General features: G+C 65.9%; 24 protein-coding genes and 1 pseudogene. 24 read left to right on the forward strand and 1 reads right to left on the reverse strand.

Annotation, left to right across the window (positions count from 1 at the left end):
• Positions 1–183: 183 nt before the first annotated feature.
• Complete coding sequence (locus tag DL240_RS00310) at positions 184–1,341, forward strand: hypothetical protein (protein ID WP_111727859.1); 1,158 nt, start codon at positions 184–186, stop codon at positions 1,339–1,341.
• 6 nt (positions 1,342–1,347) lie between these two features.
• Here DL240_RS00310 and DL240_RS00315 read toward each other — a convergent pair whose 3' ends face one another.
• On the reverse strand, positions 1,348–1,839 hold the full coding sequence (locus tag DL240_RS00315; RefSeq protein ID WP_111727860.1) for an LEA/WHy family protein: 492 nt from the start codon (positions 1,837–1,839) through the stop codon (positions 1,348–1,350).
• A 167-nt stretch (positions 1,840–2,006) separates the two neighbouring features.
• On the opposite strand from DL240_RS00315, the gene DL240_RS00320 reads away from it, so the two are divergent.
• The 23 genes and pseudogenes from DL240_RS00320 to DL240_RS00425 all read left to right on the forward strand — a co-directional run bounded on the left by DL240_RS00320 (position 2,007) and on the right by DL240_RS00425 (position 22,844).
• The gene (locus tag DL240_RS00320) at positions 2,007–2,603 is read left to right on the forward strand and encodes a YceD family protein (protein WP_111727861.1); all 597 of its coding nucleotides are present in this window, start codon (positions 2,007–2,009) and stop codon (positions 2,601–2,603) included.
• Positions 2,604–2,709: 106 nt separating this feature from the next.
• Positions 2,710–2,898, forward strand: coding sequence for a 50S ribosomal protein L32 (gene rpmF / locus DL240_RS00325; protein ID WP_111727862.1), 189 nt, complete (start codon positions 2,710–2,712; stop codon positions 2,896–2,898).
• Between the two features lie 118 nt (positions 2,899–3,016).
• Positions 3,017–3,223: pseudogene (locus tag DL240_RS20835) on the forward strand (acyl carrier protein); the annotation flags it as partial.
• A 57-nt stretch (positions 3,224–3,280) separates the two neighbouring features.
• Positions 3,281–3,739, forward strand: coding sequence for a ribose 5-phosphate isomerase B (gene rpiB / locus DL240_RS20840; RefSeq protein ID WP_347342240.1), 459 nt, complete (start codon positions 3,281–3,283; stop codon positions 3,737–3,739).
• Between the two features lie 23 nt (positions 3,740–3,762).
• Positions 3,763–4,257, forward strand: coding sequence for a transcriptional regulator NrdR (gene nrdR / locus DL240_RS00335; protein ID WP_111727864.1), 495 nt, complete (start codon positions 3,763–3,765; stop codon positions 4,255–4,257).
• A gap of 7 nt (positions 4,258–4,264) precedes the next feature.
• Positions 4,265–5,422 carry a bifunctional diaminohydroxyphosphoribosylaminopyrimidine deaminase/5-amino-6-(5-phosphoribosylamino)uracil reductase RibD gene (gene ribD, locus DL240_RS00340; RefSeq protein ID WP_111727865.1) on the forward strand — a complete coding sequence of 386 codons (1,158 nt, stop codon included), beginning with the start codon at positions 4,265–4,267 and terminating at the stop codon, positions 5,420–5,422.
• A 3-nt stretch (positions 5,423–5,425) separates the two neighbouring features.
• The gene (locus DL240_RS00345) at positions 5,426–6,064 is read left to right on the forward strand and encodes a riboflavin synthase (protein ID WP_111727866.1); all 639 of its coding nucleotides are present in this window, start codon (positions 5,426–5,428) and stop codon (positions 6,062–6,064) included.
• Positions 6,065–6,085: 21 nt separating this feature from the next.
• Positions 6,086–7,237 carry a 3,4-dihydroxy-2-butanone-4-phosphate synthase gene (gene ribB / locus DL240_RS00350; RefSeq protein WP_111727867.1) on the forward strand — a complete coding sequence of 384 codons (1,152 nt, stop codon included), beginning with the start codon at positions 6,086–6,088 and terminating at the stop codon, positions 7,235–7,237.
• 41 nt (positions 7,238–7,278) lie between these two features.
• Positions 7,279–7,749 carry a 6,7-dimethyl-8-ribityllumazine synthase gene (gene ribH, locus DL240_RS00355; RefSeq protein ID WP_111727868.1) on the forward strand — a complete coding sequence of 157 codons (471 nt, stop codon included), beginning with the start codon at positions 7,279–7,281 and terminating at the stop codon, positions 7,747–7,749.
• 12 nt (positions 7,750–7,761) lie between these two features.
• Complete coding sequence (gene nusB / locus DL240_RS00360; protein WP_111727869.1) at positions 7,762–8,199, forward strand: transcription antitermination factor NusB; 438 nt, start codon at positions 7,762–7,764, stop codon at positions 8,197–8,199.
• A 50-nt stretch (positions 8,200–8,249) separates the two neighbouring features.
• Positions 8,250–9,128 carry a hypothetical protein gene (locus DL240_RS00365; protein ID WP_111727870.1) on the forward strand — a complete coding sequence of 293 codons (879 nt, stop codon included), beginning with the start codon at positions 8,250–8,252 and terminating at the stop codon, positions 9,126–9,128.
• The gene (locus DL240_RS00370; protein ID WP_111727871.1) at positions 9,125–9,814 is read left to right on the forward strand and encodes an MBL fold metallo-hydrolase; all 690 of its coding nucleotides are present in this window, start codon (positions 9,125–9,127) and stop codon (positions 9,812–9,814) included. The genes DL240_RS00365 and DL240_RS00370 overlap by 4 nt, the downstream gene beginning before the upstream one ends.
• A gap of 164 nt (positions 9,815–9,978) precedes the next feature.
• Positions 9,979–11,034 carry a hypothetical protein gene (locus DL240_RS20175; protein WP_199589685.1) on the forward strand — a complete coding sequence of 352 codons (1,056 nt, stop codon included), beginning with the start codon at positions 9,979–9,981 and terminating at the stop codon, positions 11,032–11,034.
• A gap of 147 nt (positions 11,035–11,181) precedes the next feature.
• The gene (locus DL240_RS00380; protein ID WP_146618014.1) at positions 11,182–12,807 is read left to right on the forward strand and encodes a hypothetical protein; all 1,626 of its coding nucleotides are present in this window, start codon (positions 11,182–11,184) and stop codon (positions 12,805–12,807) included.
• Positions 12,804–13,433 (forward strand): porin family protein, encoded by a 630-nt coding sequence (locus tag DL240_RS00385; protein ID WP_146618015.1) that lies wholly within the window; start codon positions 12,804–12,806, stop codon positions 13,431–13,433. Before DL240_RS00380 ends, DL240_RS00385 begins: the two co-directional genes overlap by 4 nt.
• 50 nt (positions 13,434–13,483) lie before the next feature.
• Positions 13,484–15,382, forward strand: coding sequence for a hypothetical protein (locus DL240_RS00390; RefSeq protein ID WP_111727874.1), 1,899 nt, complete (start codon positions 13,484–13,486; stop codon positions 15,380–15,382).
• Complete coding sequence (locus tag DL240_RS00395) at positions 15,379–16,377, forward strand: hypothetical protein (protein ID WP_111727875.1); 999 nt, start codon at positions 15,379–15,381, stop codon at positions 16,375–16,377. The genes DL240_RS00390 and DL240_RS00395 overlap by 4 nt, the downstream gene beginning before the upstream one ends.
• Positions 16,377–17,636: a hypothetical protein gene (locus DL240_RS00400; protein WP_146618016.1), complete on the forward strand. Its 1,260-nt coding sequence runs from the start codon at positions 16,377–16,379 to the stop codon at positions 17,634–17,636. Before DL240_RS00395 ends, DL240_RS00400 begins: the two co-directional genes overlap by 1 nt.
• Before the next feature lie 20 nt (positions 17,637–17,656).
• Positions 17,657–18,385 carry a tetratricopeptide repeat protein gene (locus DL240_RS00405; RefSeq protein WP_111727877.1) on the forward strand — a complete coding sequence of 243 codons (729 nt, stop codon included), beginning with the start codon at positions 17,657–17,659 and terminating at the stop codon, positions 18,383–18,385.
• Between the two features lie 52 nt (positions 18,386–18,437).
• The gene (locus tag DL240_RS00410; protein WP_111727878.1) at positions 18,438–19,214 is read left to right on the forward strand and encodes a motility protein A; all 777 of its coding nucleotides are present in this window, start codon (positions 18,438–18,440) and stop codon (positions 19,212–19,214) included.
• Complete coding sequence (locus DL240_RS00415; protein WP_111727879.1) at positions 19,211–19,966, forward strand: OmpA/MotB family protein; 756 nt, start codon at positions 19,211–19,213, stop codon at positions 19,964–19,966. The genes DL240_RS00410 and DL240_RS00415 overlap by 4 nt, the downstream gene beginning before the upstream one ends.
• Positions 19,966–21,771, forward strand: a complete 1,806-nt coding sequence (locus tag DL240_RS00420) for a hypothetical protein (protein WP_111727880.1) — start codon at positions 19,966–19,968, stop codon at positions 21,769–21,771. The genes DL240_RS00415 and DL240_RS00420 overlap by 1 nt, the downstream gene beginning before the upstream one ends.
• Complete coding sequence (locus DL240_RS00425) at positions 21,771–22,844, forward strand: hypothetical protein (RefSeq protein ID WP_111727881.1); 1,074 nt, start codon at positions 21,771–21,773, stop codon at positions 22,842–22,844. The genes DL240_RS00420 and DL240_RS00425 overlap by 1 nt, the downstream gene beginning before the upstream one ends.
• Positions 22,845–22,861: the final 17 nt, after the last annotated feature.

Consider the following 22,861-nt stretch of genomic DNA (forward strand, 5'->3'; position numbering starts at 1 on the left):
ATGACGAGGTTTCAGAAAGCCCGGGGCGCACCCGCGGAGAGCCCCGAAGCGTTTTGACAGCGTTGGAGCCCGGGTGACATCATCGCGCGCCTCGTTGCCGGCGCGTGCGATTCGCGCACGCTGATACGCCGTGCTTTGGTCGAGCCCCTTTAACCCGCACAAAACGCTCCTTCACAGGCCATCATGGAACCGATCACCTGGGCGATTCTGACCACCCTGGCATTGCTCGCCGGCGGCGGGTTAACGCAGGCCGCACGCCAGCGGCGAGCGGCGCAGGAACGGGTCCAGCTGCGGGCGGCGCTGCGGGCGCCGCACCCGGTGGGCGCGACCCGGGTGTCGGTGTTTGATGTGTACTGGGATCTGGGAGCGTCGAGTTGGTCGCTGGAGCTGATGGCGCATCATGATCTCTTGCCCGAGCACGAGGAGGAGATCTTCGGCGTGTGGCATCGGCTCGAAGATCTGGTGGCGGGCCACGGTAGCTACGACGCGTTTTTGGAAGACAGCCTGGAGGCGATCGGGGAGTTCTTTGACGAGCATCGCCATGTGGGAAGCCGCCGGCAGCTTCCGGGGCTGAGCCAGCGCCGACGGCGCGTGCTGGAGTTGGAGGGGCCGGAGAGCGCCGAGGTCGCGGATAACCTCCCGGTGCGGCGGCACGAGGGGAGCGGCGTGCCGACGCACCAGGAAGCGCGCCGCAGGCGCGCGTTGCGCGGGGACACCCGAAGTGGCTATGGGGGCCCTGTTACCTTAGGTCTCTCGGAGCGCGGGGGTGGCGGCCTCTTCGACGTCGAGAAGCTCGGCAACCTCGATGCGCAGTCGGTGCTCGGCGCGTTTATCTCCGGGGACCTGGGCCGGCGCCTGGAGCAGTGGTGGATGATGCGCCGAGTCCGCCAGCTGCGCGACGCGCTCGACCAGGAGCTCATCGCCTTCTACACGTTCTACGTGGAGGCCGTGCGCCGCTCCCCGCATTTTTATGAGCCTCTATACGACGCGAGCCGTCGCTGGCGAGAGGAAGCCACTCGCCTGCGCTTTGATCGCAAGCGCCGCGACTGGCGAGGCGAAGAGTGGGGGCTGGCCGCCGATGTGCTCAGCGAAGATGCCATCAGTCTGGCGACCTCGCTCTCGGAGCGCGCCTACCAAAACACCCATGCCACCATCGAGACCCTGCACGGTCACGCTGCTGCCGGGAACACGGCGATGGCGGGGTATCTGGTCTACCTCAACGCCCACGCATTCTTCGCCGGCCGCCATCCCGACTACGGCGACCACCTGCGCCGGGTGGATTTTGCCACCCACCGGCTCCAGACGGAGCTGCGCCGGCTGCGCGACCAGGGTCTGCTCTGAGCGGATTCAGCGCACCAGGGGGTTGTTCCAGGTCCCGGAGTCGCGAAAGCTCACCGGGATGCTGCCGATCGGCGTCTCGATATGGCAGGCCCCGGAGACCTGCCAGGGGATCACCGGCTCGCGGATGATTCGGGTCGCACTTTGCTTTGCCTCGGCAAAGCGCACGGCCACCGGGAGGTCAATTCGGGCGTTTCCTCGTGCCGGGATCTGCTGATCGTGACGAAGGGTCCCGCTGGCCAGGTAGGCCGAGAAGAGGTCGACGCGCCAATCCACCTCCCGCAGCGGCAGCGCGTATTCGTTGGGGTTGGTCAGATCGATGAGCAGCGCGAAGTTGAGCGCACTTAAGTTGATGGAGCGAAACTCCACATCTCGGAGTGCAGCCCGGGGCGCCGCGCAGCTGATCAACAGGAGAGAGGCCGCGGCCAGTGCGGCGATCCCGAGGGTAGAGCGCCGCCAGCGCGTCCGGAGGATAGAAGATGCGGTGGTCTGTGTACGCATGAGCAGGGTCGTGGTTCAAAGGTGGTCTTCAGCAAAGATTCTGGGCGAAATGTTGAGGTACCGGCCCCGGTTGTCGCAAGTCCGTTGACGTGGGTGCAGCCCCCCGGTAAAAGAGCCGCGTTTAAGGGAGTTGCAAAGACTTCCATCATCGTTCGGAAGGCCGGATCATGAAAGCGATCAACAGCGAAAACTTCGAGCTCGATCTCCTTGATTTTCAAGGTGAAGCGGTCGAACTGAGCTTTAAGGCTCCGATCGACGAGCTGGGCTGGCTGGCCCAGGGGCTTGACGAGGCGGGTTACCGACCGGCGGAAGACGCGGAGTTTGAGGTCGAATTGAGCGCACAGCTCATCGACTCGACGGTGCGTCTCAGTGGGACGGTGGCCGGTGTGCTGGTGTACACCTGCGGGCGCTGCATGCGCGAGCGCCGCTTCGAGCTTGACTCTTCGGTCGAGTTCGTGTTGATGTCTCGCGCTTCGTGGGAGGAGGCCTATGGCGATCAGGAAGAGATCGTGCTAAGTGCCGACGACCTCGACGTGAGCTTCTACGAGGGAGAGGTCATTGACCTTCGCCCGCTGATTGTAGAAGCGGTGGTTCTGGAGCTGCCCAGCTTCGCACGTTGCCCGGAGGAAGATTCGCAGTCCTGCGATCAAGCCTTTGAGGCGCATGTGGGTCAGGAGACGGTGGAGACCAACGAAGCCAACTCCATGGATTTGCGCTGGTCGAAGCTGCGTGAGATCAAGCTCAAGAGCGACGCCAAAGATTAAGTGAACTCGGTCCCCTCCCCTGCCAGGGCGGCGACCTAAAGCAACGTTAATGAAGGCAAGGGCACTGAGAGCCTGCGCCAGAAAAGATGCATGAGAGGAGGCAATCATGGCTGTGCCCAAGAAACGTAAGTCCCAGGCCAAGACGCGCTCGCGTCGCGCCAACCACGACAAGCTTACCGCCATCAAACTGCAGCGTTGCCCGCAGTGCTACGCGCCCAAGCGCTCGCACCGCGCCTGCGCCGACTGTGGCTTCTACGGCGAAGAGCAGGTGGTTGAGGTGTGGGAGCAGTACTGAGCCCGTGCCGCCGACCTGGTCGGAAGAAAGATGATTTAAGCAGACGTCGCCGGTGGCCCCGCACTTTTATGGAGTGTTGAGGGTCGACCGGCGCGCTGCGTTTACTGCCCGGGGAGTTATGTCGACACAAACGCGCGTGATTGAGGTGATCTCGGAGGTCTTTGAGATCCCGCTTCTGGAGATAAGCCCAGGCGATCGCTTCGCCGAAGATCTGGGGGTGACCAGCCTGGATGTGGTCACCCTGGTCTGGCGCGTCGAGGAGGTCTTCGGGCTCGGGGAACTCTCGGAGGAGGCGCTGGAGGCGGTGGAAACCGTGGCCGATCTGATCGCGCTGATCGACTCCCTGCGCGGTGAACCGGGCCCTTCGGCCCGGGTGAGCGATGTGGCGATCGCCTCGGATCACGCCGGCACCGAGCTGAAGGCCGAGCTCAACGAATGGGTCGGCAGCCACTCCCACACGGTGCGCGACCTGGGCCCCTCGGATGGTTCCCCGGTGGACTATCCCGACTTTGCCGAACGCGTGGCTCGCGTGGTCGCACGTGGCGAGGCCCGCTTCGGGATTCTGATCTGTGGATCCGGGGTGGGGATGTCGATCGCGGCAAATAAAGTCGCCGGTATCCGGGCGGTGCTGGTGAGCAACCCGGTTCAGGCCCGGCTGGCGCGTCAGCATAATGACGCCAACGTCATCTGCCTGGGCGCCCGGTTGAGTGGATCCGACATGGCCAAAGCCTGTGTGGAAGCCTTCTTGACCACAGCCTTTGATCCGGGCGATGACGGGCGCCACCGCCGGCGAGTGGCCCGCATCACCGAGCTTGAAACGGGCGACGACTCCGACTCCTGATGTTCCTCTTTCCCTGAGCCGCTATGCGCTGTCCCTTCTGTGGCCACCTCGAAGATCGTGTCGTGGACTCTCGCCAGGCCCGCGGTGGTTCGGCCATTCGTCGCCGCCGTGAATGCCTGGAGTGCGAACGCCGCTTTACGACGTATGAGCAGATTGAGGAGTCCTTTCCGCAGATCATCAAGCGCGACGGCACCCGCGAGGAGTACGATCGTGAGAAGATCGAGCGCGGCATTCGGCTGGCCTGCAGCAAGCGACCGATCTCACTGGCTGAGATCGAAGCGGTGATCGAGCGCTTTGAGGAAAGGATGCTGGAGCTGAGCCAGCGCGAGGTGACGAGCGACTGGATAGGCTCGGCCATCACCACCGAGCTGCGTGCGCTGGACCCGGTGGCCTACATCCGCTTTGCCAGCGTTTATCGTGCGTTCAACGACATCGAAGAGTTCTTGAGCGAGCTGCGCGATCTCGATCAGTTTGAGCGCGACCGGGGCGACTCGTCCGAGCCCTCCCCGAAGGATTGAGAAGGACATGGTAGCCTCCGTAGAGAAGCCCACCGACGCGGCGTATATGGCCCAGGCCATTGAGCTGGCGCGACGGGCCGAGGGCCGCACCCGGCCCAACCCGCTGGTGGGATGTGTGATTGTGCGTGATGGCGAGATCATCGGTCGGGGCTACCACGCCCGCGCCGGAGAGGATCACGCCGAGGTCGCCGCCATCAAAGATGCCGGCGGCGACGTGGCCGGTGCCGAGCTCTACGTCAACCTGGAGCCTTGCAGTCATCATAACCGCACCCCGCCCTGCTCCGATGCGCTCATCGCGCATAAGATCCGGCGTGTGGTGGTCGGCACCATCGATCCCAACCCGCGGGTGAGTGGACGCGGCATCCGACGCCTGCGTGCCGCCGGGCTGGAGGTGGTGCACGGTGTGCTCGACCAGGAGAGCCAGGCGCTCAACGCGCCCTTTTTCAAGTACATCACCACCGGACTTCCCCGGGTGGTAGCGAAGTGGGCGATGACTCTGGACGGCAAAATCGCCGCCAGCGGCGGTGACTCGCGCTGGATCACCGGCGACATCGCTCGCCAGCGCGTGCACGAGCTGCGCAATCGCCTGGATGCCATTCTGGTGGGCACCGGCACGCTGCTGGCCGACGACCCGAAGCTGACCTGCCGGCTGGCGGGAGGGCGCGACCCGGTGCGCTTTGTGCTCGACGCCGATCTGGTGGCGTCGCCAGAGCTTGCGATCTTCAACCTGGTCGACTCCCCGGCCCCGACCTGGGTGATCTGCGCCGACGACGCCGATCCGGCACGGGCCGAAGCCCTGAGAGCTCGCCATAACGTCGACCTGATCTCGGTGGCCCGGGACGACTCCGGTCGCCTGGACGCCCGGCAGGTGCTGCAGGCGATCGCCTCCAAAGAGCTGCTCAGCGTTCTGGTCGAAGGTGGCGCCGGCCTCCATGGCACACTCTTTGACCAGGGGCTCATCGACGAGGTGTACGCCTTTGTGGCCCCCAAACTCATTGGCGGCAGTGGCCCCTCCCCCCTTGGCGGCGCCGGGCTGGAGCTTATGTCGCAGGCGGTCACGCTCGACGGGCTGAGCCTGGAGCAGCTCGGCGACGACCTGTTACTCCGCGGGGACATCCCCCAAGAGCGCCGCGCGCTACTCCCTTCGATCTTCGACGAGGTATAGACGATGTTTACCGGATTGGTTGCCGACCTGGGCGAGGTTCGCGCCCGCAAACAGGCTGGCGAGAACTGGGAGCTCACCCTTGCGACGAGCTTTGATCTGAGCACGGTGGAGCTGGGCGAATCCATTGCTGTGGACGGCGCCTGCCTCACGGTCACGCGCCTGGAAAGCGGGGCGTTTTGCGTGGACGCCAGCCCGGAGACCCTGCAGAAAACCACGCTGGGCGATCGTCGCCCCGGCGATCGCGTCCACCTGGAGCGTGCCCTGCGTGTGGGAGATCGCCTGGGCGGTCACCTGGTGCTGGGCCACGTCGACGGGGTCGGCGTGGTGCGCAGCCGCCGCAAAGATAAAAACGCCTGGCTCTTTGAGGTGGACGCCCCCCCGGAAGTTGCGCCTTACCTTATCGATAAAGGCTCGGTCTGCGTCGACGGGGTCAGCCTGACGCTAAACTCGGTGGCCGGGGCGCGCTTTAGCCTTGCGATCATTCCCTTTACGTCCGACAAGACCAAACTCACCGACTACCAGGTCGGTCAGCGCGTCAACCTGGAGGCTGACGTGCTCGGAAAATATGTGCGCAAGTTCGTCGATCCGCAGGCTACCGGAGGCCTGGATCTGGCGAAGCTGGCCCGCTTCGGATTTCAATGACCCTTTTTGGAGGTAGCGCCGATGTCTGACGCCGCAATCGCTCGCGTAGAACGAGCTCTCAAAGCCATCGCCCAGGGCGAGATGGTGATCCTGCTCGACGCCGAGGAGCGCGAGAACGAGGGGGATCTAGTGATGGCCGCCGATAAGGTCACTCCCGAAGCCATCAACTTTATGGCCACCCACGGGCGCGGGCTGATCTGCCTGACCCTGACGCCGGAGCGTATCGAGACGCTGGGCATTCCGATGATGGTCGACAGCAACACCAGCCCCTTTGGCACCGCCTTTACCGTGAGCATTGAGGCGGCCGAGGGCGTGACCACCGGGATCTCCGCGGCGGACCGCGCCCGCACGGTGCAGGCGGCGGTGGCTCCGGGAGCTACCCGCCACGACATCGTGATGCCGGGGCATATCTTCCCGCTTCGCGCCCGTGAGGGCGGCGTTCTGGTGCGCACCGGTCAGACCGAAGGCAGCGTCGATCTGGCGCGTCTGGCGGGCTGCGAGCCCTCCGGAGTCATCTGCGAGATCATGAATCCCGATGGCACCATGGCTCGCCTCGACGACCTGGAGCGCTTTGCCGAGGAGCACAACATGGTGCTGATCTCGGTCAGCGATATCATCACCTACCGCCTGCAGCGGGAATCTCTGCTGGAGGTGGTCGAGGAGAGCACCCTCAACACCGAGTACCCGGGCGATTGGAAGGTTCGCGTCTACCGCAGCCGGGTCGATGAAGCCGAACACCTCTGCTTTATCTGCGGCGAGCCCGACGCGGACACGCCGACCCCGGTGCGGGTGCAGCCGCGCATCGACGGGTTCGACCTCTTTTTGCAAGAGCGCAGCGAGAGCGCTCACCTGATCGGCGACTGCATGCAGGCCATTGGCGAGGCCGGCACCGGGGTCATCGTGTACCTGGACAAGCCCGGCAGCCGTGCCAGCGATCTGGTGCGCCGCTATGTGCACAAGGCCGCCACCGAGCTCAGCGAGGAGGAGCGCGCCAAGCAGATCAACCAGCCTCGCCAGATCCTGCGCTCGCTGGGCATCGGCGCCCAGATCCTGCGCGACGCCGGCTGCGGCAAGGTCGAAGTCATGACCAACCGTCCCAAGACCATCATCGGCAGCGACGGCTTCGGCATTGAGATCGTCAACCAGATCCCGATCCCCCAACGCTCCGCCTGAGCCCAAACACCTAAGCACTTGAAACATAAAAGGAATCTGTTATGACCAACACCTACGAAGGTGGCTTTCACGGCCAGGGCAAGCGTTTTGCGATCGTATCGGCGCGCTGGAACTCCTTTTTCTCCGACCAGCTTTTGAGCGGTGCCATCGATACCCTGGTGCGTCACGGCGTGGAGAAAGACGACATCACCGTGGTGCGCTGCCCGGGCTGCTTCGAACTGCCGATGACCGCCGCCCGCGTCAAACGCTCCCTCGACGTCGACGCGATCATCTGCCTGGGCGTGCTCATTCGCGGTGCCACCCCGCACTTTGACTACATCGCCGCCGAAGCCACCAAAGGCATCGGACAGCTGGCGATGGATGGCGAGATTCCGCTGAGCTTTGGCGTGATCACCTGTGATTCTCTGGACCAGGCCGTGGAGCGCAGCGGCTCCAAGGTCGGCAATAAAGGCGTGGAGGCGGCCATGGCCGCGCTCGAGATGGTCAACCTCTACGACGCCCTCTCAGGCTAAGAAGGCACTCTGATGATCGACAAACAACGACGCGCTCGCCGCGCCGCGCTGCGCACCCTCTACGCCATTGATGTCTCGGGCTACGAGTCGGGCCAGGCCCTGGAAAGCATTCGCGCGACCCTGGCCGAGCCCGACGACCACCCGGCGCGCTACTGGGACCTGGTGGTCCATCGGGTCACGGCGGTGATCGATAACCTCTCGAAGATCGATGAGGAGATCACGGTCTTAAGCCCCCGCTGGCGCATCGGACGTATGGCCGCGGTCGACCGAAATCTGCTTCGCCTGGGGATCAGTGAGCTCCTGGAGGGCGAGACGGCGCCGCTGGTCGTGATCAACGCCTGTGTGGAGCTCGCCAAGGAGTTTGGCGATAAAGGTACCCCGGGTTTCATCAACGGACTGCTCGACCAGTTATGTCAAAACCGCAACATCACCATCGCCGCCGAAGAGTGAGCGGCCCGCGAGTCCTCGCCATTCTGGGGCTGCTCGCGCTGAGCGGATGCATGCGCGAGCAGCCCGAGCCCCGGCGCTTTGTGCCGGGAAGCGAGCTCTACGAGCAATTCACCACGCGCGGCAAACGCCTGCACTTTGAGGGCCCCGACGGGGCCCTCATGAAGGTACGGGTGCGTCCGCATCAGGTGCGCGTCTATGAGGAGTCGATGCAGCCGGCCGGCCGAGTGCACCTGCTTGAGGCGGGAGAGGTACGCGCGCAACGCTGGGACGGTCACACGGTAGACAGCCGCCGGGTGAGCCCCGAGGTGAGCGAACTCAAAGGCCACTGGCGGGTGGAGCGCGCCGGACAGGACTGGGCGATCTTCGGTGAGACCGGGGAACTGCTGGGGTTGCTGCGCCCCCCGGCGCCGGCGGGCAGCGCGAAACACGCTGCTGAGCCAGGCCCCGAGGCCCTCGACACGCCGATGTACGCCTCGCTCAACGTCGCGGTGGCTCCGCGAAACCAGGGAGCGCTTTCGGAGGTCGACCGGAGCGCGCCGCGGGCTGTCGAGGCCGCGCTCAGTCGGAGCGCGGAGGAAGCCGCGCGCGCCAGCGCGAACGGACTCGCCGAAGGCACGGAAGCGCTTGCGAAGGAAGCACTGCTCGTAGATGCAGAAGCAGACGCACCGAGCACGCAGTCCTTGCCACAACGGGGCTGGACGCTGCACCGCGACTACCGCGATGAAGCGCCCCTCCGAGTGGTCCGAGACGGAGCGCGCCCCAGCGTCGAGACGGCCGATGGGTGGGTGCTGCGCGCCTCGCCAGCGGCCCAGACCTTAAGCGACCCGGCGCTTCTGGTGCTGACGCTCGAAGCCATCGAGCCCCTGGGCCGCCAGGCCCTGGCGAGCTGGCTCCGCGTCAACCTCTTGGAAGACGCTCCGGAGCCATGACTCCGCCCCTCTCCCCGAGCCCGGCGCCTCAGCTGCGCTTCTACGGACACGCGACCTTCGGGCTTCGAGCCGGTGAGCATAGCCTGATCATCGATCCCTACCGCCCCGGCGGGTTCGGCGGCCTGATGGCACTTCCCCCGATCGAGGAGCATTTCGATCGGGTGATCACCACCCACGACCACGACGACCACGCCGCGATCGACACCCTCGTCGGCCCCCCGCCACGCCTGGTCGAAGGAACATTTGGGCCCTTCACCCTCCACCGCATCCCGGCCTACCATGACGAATATCAGGGAAGTCGCCGCGGCGGCACAAGCGACCTCCTCCTGATCCAGGTTCACGGTTGCTCGGTGCTGCACTGTGGCGACATCGGCCATAGCCCTCGCCCCGAAGACCTCCGGGCGCTGAGGGCGCTGGGCCGGCCGGACGTGATGATCGTGCCCGTCGGCGGCTACTTCACCGTGGGCGCGGCTCAGGCCTGGGAGTGGTGCCGGGCCCTGAGCCCGCGGCTGATGGTCCCGGTTCACGGCGCCGACCCACGCGTGGGCCTGGCGCTGAGACCCCGCGCGCACTTTCTCGCCGGAAGCATCTGGCCGGTGGAGGAGGTCGGCGAGCGCGTTGAATTAAACGCCGGATTGCTTAGTTTTGAATCGAGGGTGCTGGTGATGGGATCGGCGTCTGCATGATACGCGCCCGGCTCTCTGAAAAGCGCCCGGCACACTCTATGCATCTTCGCAGCCTGGCTTGTTGGGAACAATTCGCCTCGCTACGATGGTTTTTAGAGTGAGCGCGTCGGATTCCCAACCCGATCCGTTCACTGGTGATGTGGTAACCGAGAGGGTGGCGCCCCATGGAAGTGCAGCGATTTGAACAGGCCATACTGAAGATGGCGTTCGAGACCGACGCCCGGATCACTACCGCCTCGGTCGCCTACTACCTCGGGATCCCCTCGAGGGAGGCCAACCGCCTGCTCAACCGCCTTCTAGAAGAAGGTGCGCTTGAGCTGGACAGTGATTCCGAGGGCAACCTCTTCTATCAGGTCCCCAACCAGGGAAGCCTGCACACCCCCACGCCTCGCCAGACCGGCGACGATAGCTGGCAGGACCTTCAGGCAGCGGCCGACATCGCCGCCGGACGCGCTCCTGCGCCCTCCCCGACATCCCCGACCGATGCCCGGGCGCCGGCGACGCCGCCACCGCTGGCATCGCCCTTCAGCGCCTCGCTTGATGATGCCGCCGATATCCCGGCCTTTTCCCCGGGCGCACAGGCACCCCATGATCACCACGCGCTCGTACATCAAGAGCGCCATACCCGTCATGCGGGCACTGAAGATCGAGTGCTCCCGGGCGCCTCTCCGCAATTGAACTACGGCATCATGTCCCGCAAGTACGCCGGCCCCACCCTTTCGCATCAACAGGGCTACGACGGCGGGCTCCGCCACAGCGCGCAACCTACGCGCACCGCCACCGGCTGCGAGAGCGCTTCGATGATCGTGGATGCCCAGGCCAGCTGTGAGCCCCGGCCCCTGGCCAACCAGCGTCCCACCGTCGTGTCCTGCACCGGCTATGAGACGGGCTCCTACGCGACACAACCCGACCATGCCCCCTTTGGCTTTGCCCAGCCCCGGGTCTCCACCGCCCTGGCCACCGCCGGCGGCTCAGAGCTCGCGCTCAATCACCCCGGCGCCCTCGACCAGCCCGAACATCAACCGGGCATGGCCCTGCTCCTGAGCCTGATCCTCTGCGGAACCGGCCAGATCTACAATGGCGAGGTGAGCAAGGGCATCATCATGATGGTGCTCTGCATCCTGCTCTGGCTGGTGCTCCTGGGCTGGGTGGTTCATATCTGGTCCATCGTCGACGCCGTCGTCGTGGCCGAGCGCATCAACCGTCAATCCAACCCCTGAGCTCGCCACTGCGGCTGGAGCTTTTGAAGACCATCGGCTACCTTGGCTCCGATTGACGCAAGTCTCGGGAACGAAGGGAGGAGCCATGGCATAGCCTTTGCTTGAGCCCGAGACCGTCCACGTTGTCTGTACGGTCGGAGCTCACGTTTGGTTCGTACCTCCTTACATCCCCTGCTTGTGGCAGGTCTTGTCCTTCTATGGTTGTCGGGCGGGTGCTCATTCGTCGACTTCGAGACCAGCCCCTACACCCCTCGCGGCCTGCAGGTGCGCTACTCAGACCAGGACGACCTGACCTTCTTTGTCTGGCGTCTGACCCAGAGCGCCGACCCAGCCCTGGTGGAGTTCGAACTCTGGCAAGACGGTGCCCACCGCCCCCTTGACCTCGCCACGGCGCCCTATCCCTCCGAGCCCTTCGCCTGCGATCGCCTCTATCTGTGCTTCCAGTATCAGCTTCCCGGTCGCTGGACGGCTCCTACCGATACCGTCGCACTGCGGGCCGTCCACCAACGTTTTGGCACCATCCCCGGCGCCGAGCCCCGCAGCAGTGAGGTCCCGCAGACCTACGCCTTCGATCCCGTGCCGGCCTCCAACAACCAGGTCGCAAACCCACAGCTCGTCGATCTCCTGGTGGAAGACGGCTTCCCCATTCGCCGCTCCTTTGAGTGGGTCCTTACCGGCGCCGATGAGATCGACAGCCAGATCGTCTGCGAGCCTCCGCCTGCCAACGGTTGGAGCCCCCTGAGCGCTACGGTCCCCTTACCCCAGGGTTGGACAGACGACCCTCCATGCCTGGCCGTGCGCCCCCGGCGCTCCGACCGCAACGCTACGGCCCTTGTCGCGCCGCTGAGCCCTGGCCCCGAGCTGTACCTGGGCAACCTTGACCACATCATCGAGACCATTCGCCACCCCACCCAGGTCGCCTTCCTGGTCGATCTTCAGGTGAGCAACTCCGGGCGCTGCGAACAGCTCGTCAACGCCGTACGCCACACCATCCTCGACGAGTTTGCCGAAGAGCGTAAGCCGGTCCACGAACTCGGCGTCTACTACCCCCGCGATGCCACCGGGGCGCCGACCAGTGGCTGCGATCAATCCGAAAGCCTCACCTACCCGCTCAGCACCATCGAAGCCGACGCCCTGGATGCCATGGCCGACCAGAGCGTCCGTCCGGCGCTCGCCCTGATCGTGCTCAACAACCTCCAGCTCCCGGTCAACGTTGAGAAAAACGCCCAACTCCTGGAGCTCACGGCCCGCGCCGACACCGACTCAGGCCCCGGTCTCATTCCCTGGCTCATCGGCTTTGGGACTTCCTACCCCACAATCACCTGGGCCAACACCACGCCCTGGATGCCCGTGGAAAGCCGAGACTTTGAACCCTCGCTGCGCTCCGCCGTACGCTACCTCTTCCCGCTGAGCAGCACCCCGGCCCTGGAAGACTACGCCCTCGAACTTCCCCGGCCGTCGGGCTCCCAGACCCCGCGCTACATGCGAATCTGTCAGTCCAGCCCCGCGCCCGTGCTCTACACTGGCGAGGGCCTGACGCCGCAAAGCGCACAGTCCGATCCGCACCCCTGGCCCTCAAGTGGCCTACCGGCATTGCACTACATGCTCCCCACCCAGAGTTTTATCCCCTTCGGCGAGTTTTCTGCCCCCAGGTTGGCCCTCACCTACGAGGCCTGCGACCGGTTCTGTGATAACCCCTTCCAGGCCCGTAACGGCCAGACGTATCCCTCCTGGCTCGGAGCCCGCAACCAATGCCAGTGGGTGACCCCATGATGCGCTTATCACGGGCCACCGGGCTCGCCATCCTGAGCCTCTTTCTTCTTGTGAGCGCGGCCGGAGCTGAAGAGCGTCCGAGCATCGAAGAGCGCGTCGTCCTGAAAGAGGATCGCCTCTACGGGCATCTCTCCGCGGCGATGCTCGTCCGCAACGACTTCTACGACACCCCGGGCTTCGGCCTGGACCTGGGCTACTATTTTGACGAGCGCTGGGGCGCGGAGCTGCGCGTGCTCAAACTCCAGAGCACCCTCTCCCGGGCCGGCGCAAGCGTGCTGGAGCAGACCGGACTTGCCCCGGACCTGCGCGCCCCCGACCTCTGGCTGAGCGCCGGTGTGCGGAGTTCACTGGGCTACGCCAAGATTCTGGTGTGGGAGCGCTTCGTGATGCGCTTCGATCCCCAGCTCGTCGGTCATGCCGGGGTCCTCTTTGCCGAGGAACGCATCGCCCCCGGCGCCGCCATCGGCGCCGGCGTCGTGATCCACATGAAGTGGGATCTGCAGCTAAAAATCGACCTTCTTTTCAGCGCCCAGTTTGAAAATCGGCTGCGCGGCATCGCGCCGGCCTTTGGCTTTATGCCCTCGCTGAGCCTCGGGTGGTCCCTCCCCCTGGGAGGTAACCTGTGACCCCGCGCTTCGCCCGAGCTCTGACATGCGGAGGCCTCCTGAGCCTGACCATGGTCGCCCTCTCGACCACGGCTTGCATCACCCTCACCGATCGCCCGGATGAGCTCAGCGGGCCTTTCGAGGCCATCCACGCCGGCGATCTGCCCGCGGCCGAAGCGCGACTGGCCTACCGCAACCAACGCCACGCCCCACACGAACTCGACGCGGTGGCCCACGCCCTCCTGGACATCGCCACCTGCGAGCCGCTCGACACCACAGCGGCCGTCGCATCCCCCGACACCGCGCTGCTCCTCAACCTCATCGCACTGGAGGAGACGCGCCGCCTGCGGCTGATCCGCGCCTCGATGGAGCTCCCCGCCAACCAACGTTCGGGCTGGCACCGCGGCACCCTGCACACGGTGCTGACCTCCCGCGAGACCTTTCGCCTGACCCCCGAGGAGCTCCCCTCGAACCTCGTGGTCTGGCCCGCCCACACCGAGCGCTGGCCCGGGGAGCGGCCCGCGCCAATCGAGCTGGAGTGGCACTGCGAATCGCTCGGGACACAGGCGCGCCACCATGATCCCGATGCCTGGATGGCCAGGGAGTCCGATGCGACCCGCGCCCTGCTCGCCAGCATCGACGCCCATCACCTTCCCGAGCTCACCCACCATCACGACGCGCTCACCGCCCACCTCGCCGACCTCACACTGGCGCGCTTCGACCAACCGCCGCCTGCCCCGGCTCCCAAACGCGTCCGAACCGCACTGAACCACGCCCACGCCGCCCTGGCCGCCCACGACGCGCTGCAACGCCTGATCGACCTCAACTCTCGCGAGGCCTCCGCCGGCACGCTGGCCCGTCAGGCCTCCCTGGCCCTGCTCCTCGGGCAAACCGACCGGGCCTCCGACGCGCTGCGCATGCTCGGCGAAGAGGCCGAAGGCCCGATCGCTCAGGCCGCGCGCTACCTGCGCCTGCGCATGCTCTGGCTGGAGGGACGCTTTGAGCAGGCGGCCGACCTGGCATTGCCGCTGCCGCCGACCGCCATGACCTTCCACAGCGCTCACGCCTACTTCGCGGTCACCGCCCAACGACGTGCCGGTCGCACAGACGCCTTCTTCGGTGCGGCTCGCCAGGCCCTGCGCGATCGCAAACGCGGTGATGACCCCTATCTGGGAGCCATCTATCAAGAGGTGCTGCGCGAGCTGGCTACCTATCAGGTCGATGAACGCACCTTCGAAATCCTGGAGGAATTCGGCCCCCGAACCCACCTGCTCGAACGGGTAGCCGAACTCTCCGATGTGGCCATTGACGCCGGACGTCCCTACGTCGCCCGACACCTCGCCAGGTACCTGCTCGACCAGCGCACCGACGCCCGAGAACGCCCGCGTTACCACGCCACTCTGGCGCTCGCCGCCTTTCTCCTCGACGACACCGACGCCTTTGTTCGCGAACTCCGGCAGGTCACCCCGCGCCCCGAAGCGGTGGTGGAGGTCATCCCCGCCCATCGCCGCGCCAGCTTCTTTGCCCGGGCCGATGCCCAACTCGCCCGCGTGCTTCGCGCCGCCCTGCCGCTGATGGCCGAATGGGGCGACTCCCCCGGCGACCGAACACGTCGCCAACGCTGGCTCACGCTGATGACCGAAGAACTTCAACGCTTCATCCGCAGCGCTCCCGAGTCAGCAGTCGGCGACGAACTGCAGGAGCTCTACCACCTGGCCGGCGAACTTTTGGAGGCCCACCCCCGCGGCTACGCCGAACGCGTCGGCCGCGAGGAGGCCACCGCGCTGATTTTAGGCACCGTCCATGTCCCCCCGGCCCACCTGGCTCATAACGCGCCCATCCCACGATTAAGCTGGCCCCCGGTACATTCCCTGATGATCATCCCACGCGACCATGGCGAGCTTTTGAGCTGGCCCACCCGCTTTGATCTCGAACTCGACGCCGACGAGCAACCCGCGGAGGCCCTGTGAGCCGATCGCTAAAACTCGCCAGTCTGCTCGGGATCACGGCCTTCGCCTCCCTCGTCTTTGCCTCACTGGCCCCCTCCGCCGGGGCGGTGTGCCTGAACGCGCTCCGCAAGTCCGACAACGCGGCGGCCGAGGCCGGCGCAGAGCAGACCGGTGACGCCTGCACCTTCGACAGCGAATGCCCCGAGAGCTGGGTCTGCCACCAGAACCGCTGCCACTCCCCGGCCGCCATGCAGGCTCTCAAAGAACAGGAGCAGGCCGCAGCCCCTGCCTTCGACCCACACAACCCGCCTCCCGAAGACGCCTCTGATGGCGGCGCTGATCGCGTGTGTGGGCAAAACCGCCGCTGCCGTATTCAACGCCTCAAAACCCAGAATCGCGCCCGCCGCCACCTGGACATCGCCCACCAGGAACTCGACACACGTCGCCAGGTCGAACGCATCCTGGCCCGGCGGCGTAACGACATCCATCGCCTCGACAAACCCTGGTTGGTGGCCTTGAGCGGCCGCACGCTGGGCCCGGGCATCCTGGTCGGACGCACCTTTGTCGAAGGGCGACTGCGCGCCGAGCTCAACGCGATCATGGTCGACAACTCGTTCTATCACGAGCCCGACGACCCCGACATGACCTACGTCAACGGCAACCAGGAGTTTATCCTGACCACCGCCCAGGCCACCTATTTGCCCTCACAGCGCTGGTTTTCTCCCTACCTGACGGTGGGCTTCGGCCTGGGCTCGGGCCCACTCTACAGCTACGCCTCCACCGGTAGCTCCGGAGCCCGGGTACGCTACCACCTGGTCACCGCCGCCGCCGGCTTCGAGGCGCAATTTGCCTTCGGCCTCAACGCTCGCCTGGGCATCACCCACGGACGCGTGCTCTACAACCAGGTCTTCTACGGGCCCGGCGTCTACGACCCGGAGATGCGCTCCAGCCTGCGCGACTACATGAACACCGACGGTCTTTTTAGCTTCGACTTTTCTTTGGGATGGGCTTTCTGATGATGATGTCTCCCTCCACCTCCACTGCTGTGCGTACCCTGGTCGCGCTGGTCGCCCTGCTGGTCACCACCGGCCTGGCGTCGGTGACCCGGGCACAGAGCGCCGATGAGCTGCGCATCGACGACGCCCCGGCCACCGAAAGCTCCGAATCCCCGGAGACGCCCCTGGCCGAAGACGCTGCGGAAGACGCTCCGGACCTCTCAGAGCCCCGCGTCCGCCCGGCGCCCGCCGCCGACGAGCGCCAGCGCCAGGCCGCCGAAGGCGTGGAGCGCCACCTGCGCACCGATGCCGGTGTCATCCACATCTACCAGCTCGCCGAAGAGATGGTCGACGAAGCCCTCTCCGATCTGGCCGATCTCAACCCTCGGGCGATCTCCCCGCTGGCGGTCCGAAACCTCAACCTCACCCCGAACCTGAGCCCCCACTTCGGCAGCTTCGTGGAGAGCACCCTGGTCTCGGGCATCGCCAACCTGACCGACCATCGCGTCAAGCGCTGCATCGCCTGCCGGGCCATGCGCTCGCGCGTCGAAGGCGATGACTGGGTGGTGAGCGTCGGTCTGACCGAACACGAAGATCTCCAACGCGAAGCCGAACGCCTCAACGTCAAAGCCTTCCTCGACATCAGCTTTGCCTTCTTTCCTGGCCCCAACATCGTGGCGATGCAGCTGGAGATCTTCCGGGCCGATGATGCCACCGTACTCTGGAGCGAAACCTACCGATCCGATGCCACCTCGGCGGCGATTCTGCGCACCGGCGCTCGCATCATCAGCCGCGCCGAACGGGTGCGCGAACTCGAACGCAAGATCGAGGAGCGCCCCTACTACGGCCATCAACTCTACCTGGGCATGAGCACCATCCCCTACGACGGCCCGGCCGGCGCCATCACCGGCGCGGCCATTGGCTACCGCCTCTACGAGCGCTTCGGTCAGGACCGCCGGATGCTCTTCGGCGTGGGCGCCGAGGGCTTTGCGAACTTCTCCGACGCCAACGGCCTGCTCGGTGCCTTTGTGGGCGCCACCTTCCAGTACGAACTCTTTGAGCCCAACCTCAACCGCCTGGAGCTGCGCACCGGCCCCACCGTCGGCGGCTTCTTCGCCGGCAGCGAGGGCAACTCCTTCAGCATGGAGTGGGGCCTGGACGCGATCTTGCAATACCGCCTGGGCGCGGGCATCAGCGCCATGTACTTCCTGCCCACCGAATATGCCGGCTACGATCTGGGCGGCTTCGGCTTTAAAGCTCGCGCGAGCTTCAACTGGTAATCTTTCGCGAAGGATTCGCTGTGAACACGCGACATACCCTCCTGACAGCCCTGGCCTGCGCCCTATTTTTGAGCGCCTGCGCGCGCGCCAACAAGCCCACCGAGAGCGCCATCATCGTGCCCTCGGCCGCAACCACCGCGCCTCACTACCGCGGCGATGGCTCCATCCCCGCCCAACGCTACGTCGTGCGCATGAGCGACGGCCAACGCGACTGGGAGGTGGAGTTCCCGGAAGTCGCCACCGGCTACGAGATGCGCATTCCCCTGGGCACCGAGTCCTCCTCCGAGGTCTTCCCCACGCATCACCCGCTGACTCAGGCCGACAAAGAACTCATCGACCACCTGCGCCGCACCGACCCCAACTTCGAGCGCGAAGGAGCCTTCGTCGATGGTGAACATGTCCTCGACCGCGAAACCGGCGAACCCCAGCCCCGCCAGCGGCCTGACGGCCAGGCCGAAGCCGAGCCCGCCCCGAGTCGCCCCAGCTACTACCGCGGCGTCGAAGACATCAAACGCCTGGCCCAGGCCGGCAGCCACGAAATGGCCCTGGTCCACCTCGTGGAGCTGGAGCGCCACTATCCCGGCGATGTGCAACTTCTTATGATGAAAGGCACCCTGTGGAGTTTTCTGGGCCGCCCCTCCCTGGCCCGTCAGGCCTGGGAAGAGGTCTTGCAGATCGATCCCGAAAACCGCGAAGTCATCGATGCCCTGCGCCAGCTGGAGCAGGGTGTCGATGACCTGGAAGACTAATCTCCCTTAACGACCGCGCTCACCCTCGGGCCCTTGTGCCCCCGGAGCTGCCATGCACGTTTTGATCGGTGCCCTCATCGTCGTCGCTACGTTTCTGACGGCCTTTCAATACATCAGCCACGAATTCAGCGGCTTTTTTAACCTCTACTCCGCGATCCTGCTCGGCGGCGTCCCCATCGGGCTGATGATCATGACCTACCGCTTTGGCGTCATCGCCCAGGCCTTCAAAGGACTGGGCCGCTCGCTCTGGGGGAATCCAGCCGCCGAGCGCGATCGCCTGCTGGAGCATCTGCTGGCCTTTGCCCGGGCCCTGCGCGCCGAACGCCCCGCCGAGGCCTCGGCGGTCCTGGAGCGTGAGCCCGACCCGATGTTCAAGCACCTGGGACGCCAGCTCTTGCAGCAGACCGGACCCGACGAGCTGGAGCTCGATGCGATGGTGATCGGTCGTCGTGAGTTAAACGCCCACCAGAGTGGCGAGCGCGTCTTCGGCAGCCTGGGCGACTTCGCCCCGGCCATGGGCATGATCGGCACCGTCATCGGACTGATTCAGCTTTTGGCCAACATGCGCGACTTCGAGAAGCTCGGTCCGGGCATGGCCATCGCCCTCTTGACCACCTTTTACGGCCTGATCCTGGCCCACCTTCTCTACCTGCCCCTGGCCAGACTCATCGGGCAGCGCCGCCTGCAGCGCGCCGACAACCTCAACCTGGTCGTCGACGGCATGCTCAAAATCGCGCGCCGTCGTCCCCTCCACGAACTCCAAAACCTCCTGGCGCAGGGACGCACCACCACCCTGACCCCGGTGGAACCCACCCGGAGGAGCGCGTGAGCGGCCTGATTCAAGAACGCTTCACCGAAGAGATTCCCACCGGACAGGCCGGGTGGATCGTCAGCTACGCCGATATGATGACGATCCTGCTCACGTTTATGATCCTGCTCCTCTCCATCTCGACCATCGCTCAGACCAAGTACGACCTGCTCGTCCAGGCGTTTACCGGCGAGCGCGCCGGCAACCTCTACGAAGTCCAGGAGAAGATCGATCGCATCATCGAGGAGCAGGCTCTCGGCGGTGAGGTCCAGACCCTGCTCGACGATGAGGGACTAAAAGTTCAGTTTTCCAACGCCCTGCTCTTTGACTCGGGTAGCGCCGATCTTCGCCCCCGCGCCCTCCCGGTCATTGAGCCCATCGAACGCCACCTGGTCCACGACCTGGCCCCCAACTACGGCCTGGTCATCGAGGGCTACACCGATGATGTCCCGATCGTCTCGGGACGCTACCGCTCCAACTGGGAGCTCTCGACCTCGCGGGCCATCCACGTGATGGAACGCCTTAAAAGCGCCGGCCTCGACCCACGGCGGATGTCGGTGCAGGGCTTTGCCGACACCCGCCCGGCCACCGAAGTCGATCTGCTGGACACCCGAGCCCTCGACGCGCTCGACGACCAGACCCGCGCCGAGGTCCGCGCGGCCAACCGCCGGGTGGTGATTCGCATCGACACCCTCGATCCCGATCTTGTGCAACGCCTCTATCCCACCTCCCCAGGCGACACCGCTTCGGACAGCCCCCAGGAGAACCTCTGATGCTTCGCACTCTGCGTCTTCTTATTATTACAGGGCTCAGCGCCCTGGCCCTGCTGATCGCCTCCCCGGCCCTGGCGCAGGGAAGCGCCGGCGAACGCGCCGCTATCGAGGGCACCCGCGCCCGTGCCGAATCCCTGGCCCGCGCCGAGCTCGAGAGCATGCTCGCCAGGCTCTGCCCGGGGCGCTGCGAGCTGGTGGAACTTCGCGCGGTGGTCGACGCCCCACGCGCCGTGGGCCGGGTAACCCCGGGCTTTGGCAACTCGGTCGCCGGCTCAAGCTACGAGACCCGGGTGAGCCGCATTGAGGCCACGGTGCTGCTCGACAGCAAGTTGCCGCAGAACTTCCGCGCCAACATCGCGCGCATGGCTCAGTTCCGACTCCAGGACATCGCTCCTACCATTGAGATTCGCCCGGAGTTTCTGGACTTCCCCGAGCCCCAACTCCCGCCGATGCCTCCCATGATGCGGGAGGAACCGCGCCCCCTTCCTCGCCCACAACCCATGCCGGAGCTGCCCGTTGCCGAAGAGATGCCCGAGGAGGCGCCGGTGGCTGAGCCTGCCGCCGCGCCCGAGACGCCCGCGTCTCCGGAGCGCCCCCTCTGGCAAGAGCTTCTGCCCTGGATCGCCCTGCTGGCCACGTTGCTGATCTTGAGCTTCCTGATCATCACCATCCTGCGACGCCTGGAAGCCCTGACCGAGCGCCGCGACTCCCCGGCCAGCGAGCCCTCCACCGCTGAGGGCAGCGCCACCGAGGCTCGCCAGCGCCCGATGCCCGACGTCGATGAGCTGCGCGCCGAGCTCAAACACTCGCGCCCGCTTCTCAACCGGATGTTGCGCGTATGGATCGGCGAAGCCCCCGCCGACGTTGCCCTCCTGGTGCGTCTGGTGGGCTCCAGCATTCTGGACGACGTCCGCCGTGACTCCTCGCTGCGCGGCCCCATGGAAGCCATCGCCCGCGAGGTCGCCCTGCGCGATCAGCCCCTGGACGCCGACGAGGCCCATGCCATCGCCGAGAAGGCGCGCGCCCGCCTGACCGCTCAGCAGGTCCTGGACGACGGCTCCACCGACGCCGAGTGGGAGTTCCTCGAAGGCCTGGGACTGGCCCACATCGCCACGCTTTTGCAGAGCTGCACGCGCCGCGAACGCGCCTTTGTGCTCACGCGCCTCTCGGCGGTGGTGCGCTCCCGCTACCTGGAAAGTCTGGAGACCGACGAGCGACGCGAACTGCTGCTAGAAGCCAGCGAAGCCGACGCGCTCTCCCGCTCCCAGGCCCGGGAACTCGCCGCTCGCCAGCGCGCGGTGGCCGAGGAGTTCATCGACGCCGGTCGCGAAGCTCAGGGCCAGGCCTCCATGGTCCTGGAAATGATCGACGCCCTCGCGCTCCGAGAGCAGGAAGACATTCTGCGCGATCTTCTGTCCAGAAAGCCCGCCGTCGCCGACGCCGCACTGGGCCAGCTGCTGCTCGAATCGACCGCGTTGCACGTCCCCGACGAGCCCCTCGCCAACGCCCTGCACCGCCTGCCGGTGGAAACCCTGGCGACCTTTATGCGCGGCACTCGCCGCGATATCGCCGATCATCTTCTGGCGCGCTCGCCGGCTTCCACCCGACAGGCGCTGGCCACCGAGCTCTCGCTGGACATCCCCTCCACACGCGTGGAGTTTCTGGAGGCCCGCCGCGTCTTCGCCCAGACGCTGCGCACCACGCTGGAACGCGACGGCTTTGAGGTCGCGGCCTACAACACCAACGCGCTCCGCCGTGGCGCCCACGCCCGTCAGGCTCCGCCCCCCGAACCCGAGGTCCTCTGATGCGACGCCTCTTCCCTTTCGCCTTCGCTGCTGCGCTGCTCTTGTCGCTCCCGGGTTGCACGTTGATTCGCTATGTCGACCCGCCTCCCGGTCCCGGTGAAGAGCCCGATCCGAAGGTCGTCGACATCCTGGTCCTCGTCGATCTTCCCCGGGGCGCGGCCAATCTCATGACTGGCTATTCTCGCTTTCTGGGCCACCTGGAATTGGCCATGCAGGAGTACAACATTCAGACGCGCCGGGTGGGTGTGGCCCCGCTCTACCGCCGCCAGGGCGATACCCCCCCGTTGATCTACGGCCGGGGCGCTCAGGTAAGTGCGGGAAGCTCCCTCGGCTCGGAGAGCAGCGTAGGGGGCTCCCTCGGCTCGGAAAGCGATCCCTCCGATAACCTCCCCGATGAACGACCCGTCGACGGCGAAGAACCCACCGTCGATCCTTCCACCGGCGGAGGCGGCCCCGGTCAACTCCTGGATCTGAGCCAGACCCTGCTCTACTACATCAGCGATGAAGGCCAACGGCACCTCGACCAACAAAGCGACGGGGTCGGCGAAAACCTGGCGGCGCTGGGCCTGGATCTCGACCGCGCCGCCATCTTCGATCCAACCGGCGTCGGCTCCGACAGCAGCGCCTACTTCCATGAGGCGGCCGACGGCTTTGTCGTCGTCTACCTGAGTGCCTCCGCCCGGCGCTGCGCCCACCAGAGCGCCGCCTGCCAGCTCAACGGACAGTCCCCCGCCAACTACTTCACCCACGAGAGTGGGGAGCTCGCCAGCTGGCTCAACCTCCCGGGCCCCTCCGGCCTGCCTGCCGAGCGCATCTTCCACCTCTCGGTCGCCACCCCCGAAGGCATCAGCTTTGAGCGCTTTGCCGATCAATGCCTGGCCGAACCCAACTTCCCCGCGGCCACCCTCGACGTGATGGAGCCCTCGCCAGACGCCTACTTCGCCCCCTTACTCGATGGACTCCGCACGAAGGGAGCCTCCGGCTACAACATCGATGTGTGCACCGCCCTCTCCTCGCGCTCCGAGCGCGCCGCGCTAACCGCCGCGTCCACCCTGGAGCGCGCGCTGCGCTGAACCTGGAAGTTCGGATA

This window comes from Lujinxingia litoralis, from assembly GCF_003260125.1.
GTDB classification, from domain to species: domain Bacteria; phylum Myxococcota_A; class Bradymonadia; order Bradymonadales; family Bradymonadaceae; genus Lujinxingia; species Lujinxingia litoralis.

Excerpts from the sequence above, each read along its gene's own strand:
- DL240_RS00310 (WP_111727859.1), top strand. The coding sequence starts at position 184 with ATGGAACCGATCACCTGGGCGATTCTGACCACCCTGGCATTGCTCGCC.
- DL240_RS00315 (WP_111727860.1), bottom strand. The coding sequence starts at position 1,839 with ATGCGTACACAGACCACCGCATCTTCTATCCTCCGGACGCGCTGGCGG.
- DL240_RS00320 (WP_111727861.1), top strand. The coding sequence starts at position 2,007 with ATGAAAGCGATCAACAGCGAAAACTTCGAGCTCGATCTCCTTGATTTT.
- rpmF (WP_111727862.1), top strand. The coding sequence starts at position 2,710 with ATGGCTGTGCCCAAGAAACGTAAGTCCCAGGCCAAGACGCGCTCGCGT.
- nrdR (WP_111727864.1), top strand. The coding sequence starts at position 3,763 with ATGCGCTGTCCCTTCTGTGGCCACCTCGAAGATCGTGTCGTGGACTCT.
- ribD (WP_111727865.1), top strand. The coding sequence starts at position 4,265 with ATGGTAGCCTCCGTAGAGAAGCCCACCGACGCGGCGTATATGGCCCAG.
- DL240_RS00345 (WP_111727866.1), top strand. The coding sequence starts at position 5,426 with ATGTTTACCGGATTGGTTGCCGACCTGGGCGAGGTTCGCGCCCGCAAA.
- ribB (WP_111727867.1), top strand. The coding sequence starts at position 6,086 with ATGTCTGACGCCGCAATCGCTCGCGTAGAACGAGCTCTCAAAGCCATC.
- ribH (WP_111727868.1), top strand. The coding sequence starts at position 7,279 with ATGACCAACACCTACGAAGGTGGCTTTCACGGCCAGGGCAAGCGTTTT.
- nusB (WP_111727869.1), top strand. The coding sequence starts at position 7,762 with ATGATCGACAAACAACGACGCGCTCGCCGCGCCGCGCTGCGCACCCTC.
- DL240_RS00365 (WP_111727870.1), top strand. The coding sequence starts at position 8,250 with ATGCGCGAGCAGCCCGAGCCCCGGCGCTTTGTGCCGGGAAGCGAGCTC.
- DL240_RS00370 (WP_111727871.1), top strand. The coding sequence starts at position 9,125 with ATGACTCCGCCCCTCTCCCCGAGCCCGGCGCCTCAGCTGCGCTTCTAC.
- DL240_RS20175 (WP_199589685.1), top strand. The coding sequence starts at position 9,979 with ATGGAAGTGCAGCGATTTGAACAGGCCATACTGAAGATGGCGTTCGAG.
- DL240_RS00385 (WP_146618015.1), top strand. The coding sequence starts at position 12,804 with ATGATGCGCTTATCACGGGCCACCGGGCTCGCCATCCTGAGCCTCTTT.
- DL240_RS00390 (WP_111727874.1), top strand. The coding sequence starts at position 13,484 with ATGGTCGCCCTCTCGACCACGGCTTGCATCACCCTCACCGATCGCCCG.
- DL240_RS00400 (WP_146618016.1), top strand. The coding sequence starts at position 16,377 with ATGATGATGTCTCCCTCCACCTCCACTGCTGTGCGTACCCTGGTCGCG.
- DL240_RS00410 (WP_111727878.1), top strand. The coding sequence starts at position 18,438 with ATGCACGTTTTGATCGGTGCCCTCATCGTCGTCGCTACGTTTCTGACG.
- DL240_RS00420 (WP_111727880.1), top strand. The coding sequence starts at position 19,966 with ATGCTTCGCACTCTGCGTCTTCTTATTATTACAGGGCTCAGCGCCCTG.
- DL240_RS00425 (WP_111727881.1), top strand. The coding sequence starts at position 21,771 with ATGCGACGCCTCTTCCCTTTCGCCTTCGCTGCTGCGCTGCTCTTGTCG.